The organism is Geodermatophilus sp. SYSU D00710, assembly GCF_054050195.1.
Genome location: NZ_JBJGYX010000117.1, coordinates 1 through 2,856 on the forward strand (window position 1 = coordinate 1; position 2,856 = coordinate 2,856).

Annotated in this window: 1 protein-coding gene and 1 pseudogene; one reads left to right on the forward strand and one right to left on the reverse strand. The window is 79.9% G+C overall.

The genetic code is table 11. The annotated features are described in order from the left end of the window. A pseudogene (locus ACI78U_RS24825) lies at nucleotides 1-454 on the reverse strand (hypothetical protein); the annotation flags it as partial. 216 nt (nucleotides 455-670) lie between these two features. On the opposite strand from ACI78U_RS24825, the gene ACI78U_RS24830 reads away from it, so the two are divergent. Beyond that, nucleotides 671-2,856 (forward strand): LCP family glycopolymer transferase (locus tag ACI78U_RS24830; protein ID WP_456878117.1); only part of this gene is annotated, 2,186 nt, incomplete at its 3' end.

A 2,856-nucleotide genomic window follows, 5' to 3' on the forward strand; every position in this document is an offset into this window, starting at 1 on the left:
CGCGCCGCTGGGTCGACTCGACGGCGGTGATGGCCTGGTCGGCGCGCTGCTGGGTGGTCCCCACGGCCTCGATGGCGTCGTCGGCGCGCCGCTGGGTCGACTCGACGGCGGTGATGGCCTGGTCGGCCCGCTTCTGGGTGGTCCCCACGGCGGTGATGGCCTCGTCGGCCCGGCTGCGGGTCCCGTCGACGGCGGCGATCTCGTCGTCGGCCCGCCGGCGTGTGGACTCCACGGCCTCGATGGCGCGGTCGGCGGCCCCGATCGTGTCCCCGGCGTGCTCGACGAGGTCCTCCACCCGGCCGACGACCCGGTCGACGCGGTCGAGGAGGCCCTCCAGCCGGCCCACCGCGGCCGCCACCCGGGGCAGCAGGACCAGCGCCTCGCCGATGCCCTCGCGCAGGCTCTCGACCGCGGAGAACACGTCGGAGGGACCGGGTATCGAGGGCAGCCGCACGAGGGGGACGCTACGGCCGCGCCCGGCAGGTCGCCCGGCCGGCGAGTGGTCCACCACCCGCCCGGGTAGGTCCCGGCGCGATCGTCGGCACCGACCTCCCGCGCGTCGGCCGCCCTGGAGGACCGCGAGCCGTATCGTGGAGTGCTGCCGCGAGTGCGGGGTGCAACCGATCGGACGCCGCGGCGCGGACGACGTGACACGGACGACGACGATGGGATGTCGACACCGGTGGGCGACGAGCGGGGGCGGGGCGACCGGGCCGGTGGCCGGGTGCCCGACGCGTCCGGGCCGATCTCGGTCGAGCAGCTGATCGCGCGCTCCGGCAACGCCACGGGCCGCCGGGCCGCCCGGCGCACCGGCGAGGTGCCGATCCCGCTCGAGCCCGGTGAGTCCCTCCCGCCGCACCGCGGACCCCGTCCTCCGGTCCCCCCTGCCACCCGGCAGCCGGCGCCGGAGCGGGACCGCCGGCCGGCCGGCGACGACACCCCGAGCCCCCGCCGCGGCCTGCCGCCGGTCCCCGCGGGCCCCGCCGGTGTCCAGCAGTCCCGGCCGGTGCCGCCCGCGGTCCGCGAGGGCGTGCGCCGCTCCCAGCCGGTGCCACCGCTGCACCCCGGGACGCCGGGAGCGGTCCACCGTTCCGGCCCGGTGCCGCCGCTGCCCGGGACGCCGGGGGCGGTCCACCGCTCGGGCCCGGTGCCGCCGCTGCCCGGGACGCCGGGTGTCGTCCACCGTTCCGGTCCCGTGCCGCCGCTGCCGGGGACCGCCGGGGCCGTCCACCGCTCCGCGCCGGTCCCGCCCATCCCGGGACTGGACGGCTCGCCGGTGTCCGGTGCCGGCAGCACCCGCCGCTCCCCGGCGGCGAGACCCCCGCGCAGCCCCTTCCGCCGGCGGCTGGTCCGGGTGGGCCTGGTCCTGGCCGTGGTGCTCGGCCTGGCCCTCACCTACCACCTGGGCCTGTACACCTACGTCGACCGGAGCGTCGCCCGCGTCGCCGCGCTCGCCCCCGAGGGGCCGGAGGTGATCGCCCCGCAGCTGCAGGAGGGGTCGACCACCTACCTCGTCGTGGGCACCGGCCTCCCCGGCACCGACGGGCCGGCCTCGGTCACCACGCTGCTCGTCCACGTGTCCGCCGAGGAGGACCGCGCCGTCCTGGTCAGCGTGCCGCCGACCGCGCTGGTCGACACCCCCGGCTGCCGCACCGACGACGGCGCCGTCCGCGAGCCGGTGTCCGAGGCGTTCGCGGCCTCGCTGCTCGACGGCGGACCGGCGTGCATGGTCCGCGCCGTCCAGCAGGTGTCGGGGCTGCGGGTCGACCACTACCTCGCCGTCGACCTCGCCCGGCTGCCCGGCCTGGTCGACGCAGTCGGCGGGGTGGACGTGTGCCTGCCCACCGGCGACCCCGCCGACGCCGCCTCCGCCGCCTCCCTCCCGGCCGGCACCTCGCGCCTCACCGGGGACCTGGCGACGCGCTACCTGACCCCCGGTGACGCCGCCGCCGACGCCACCGGCACCGCCGCCGCCGAGCGCACCCAGCGGCTGCTGTCGGCGATGCTGCGCACGGCGGTGACCGCCGGCACGCTGGCGAACACCGTCGAGCTGACCCGGGTCCTCACCGGCGCCGCCGACGCGCTCACCGTCGACGAGCAGACGACGCTCGGCGACCTGCGGACCCTGGCGACCGCGCTCGGCGACCTCGAGGGCGACGCCGTCCAGCGCGCCGCGCTGCCGGTCGCCCAGGTCGGCCACGTCCCCGCGGGCAGCGAGCGGTCCTACGTGCTGCTCGACGGCACCGGCGTCCGGTCGCTGTTCGACAGCGTCATCGAGGACAGCCGGGTCCCCGAGGAGCTCGCCGCGCCGGGGGTGGCCGTCGAGACCGCCGCGGCACCCGAGCCGACGCCCGAGCCCGCCCCCGCGGCCGAGCCGTCGCCGGCCCCGGTCCCGCAGGGTCCGACCGTCGCGCCGGCCGCGGTGACCGTCGACGTGCTCAACGGAACCGCCACCCGCGGGCTGGCCTCCACCGTGGCCGACCAGCTGCGCCAGCAGGGGTTCACCGTCGGCGCGGTCGGCAACGAGACCGGCGGCGTCGACGGGACCGTCGTCCGCCACGGCCCCGGCGCCCTGGAGCAGGCGCGCACGGTGGCCGCCGCCGTCCCCGGCGCGGTGCTGCAGGAGAGCGCCGCCGCGGGCGACGCCGTGCAGCTCGTCGTGGGCCCGGGCTACGACGGGGTCGTCCCCGTCCAGCTGGCCGCCCCGGCGCCCGCTCCGGCCCCCGCCGCCGAGGAGACCCCCGCCGACGCGACCGCCGCGGCGGCGGGGGGCCCCCCCGCCCCCACCCCCCCCCCGCCCCCCCGCGCGCCCCCGGGGCCCCCCCCCCCCCCCCCCACCCCCCCACCGCAACCCGG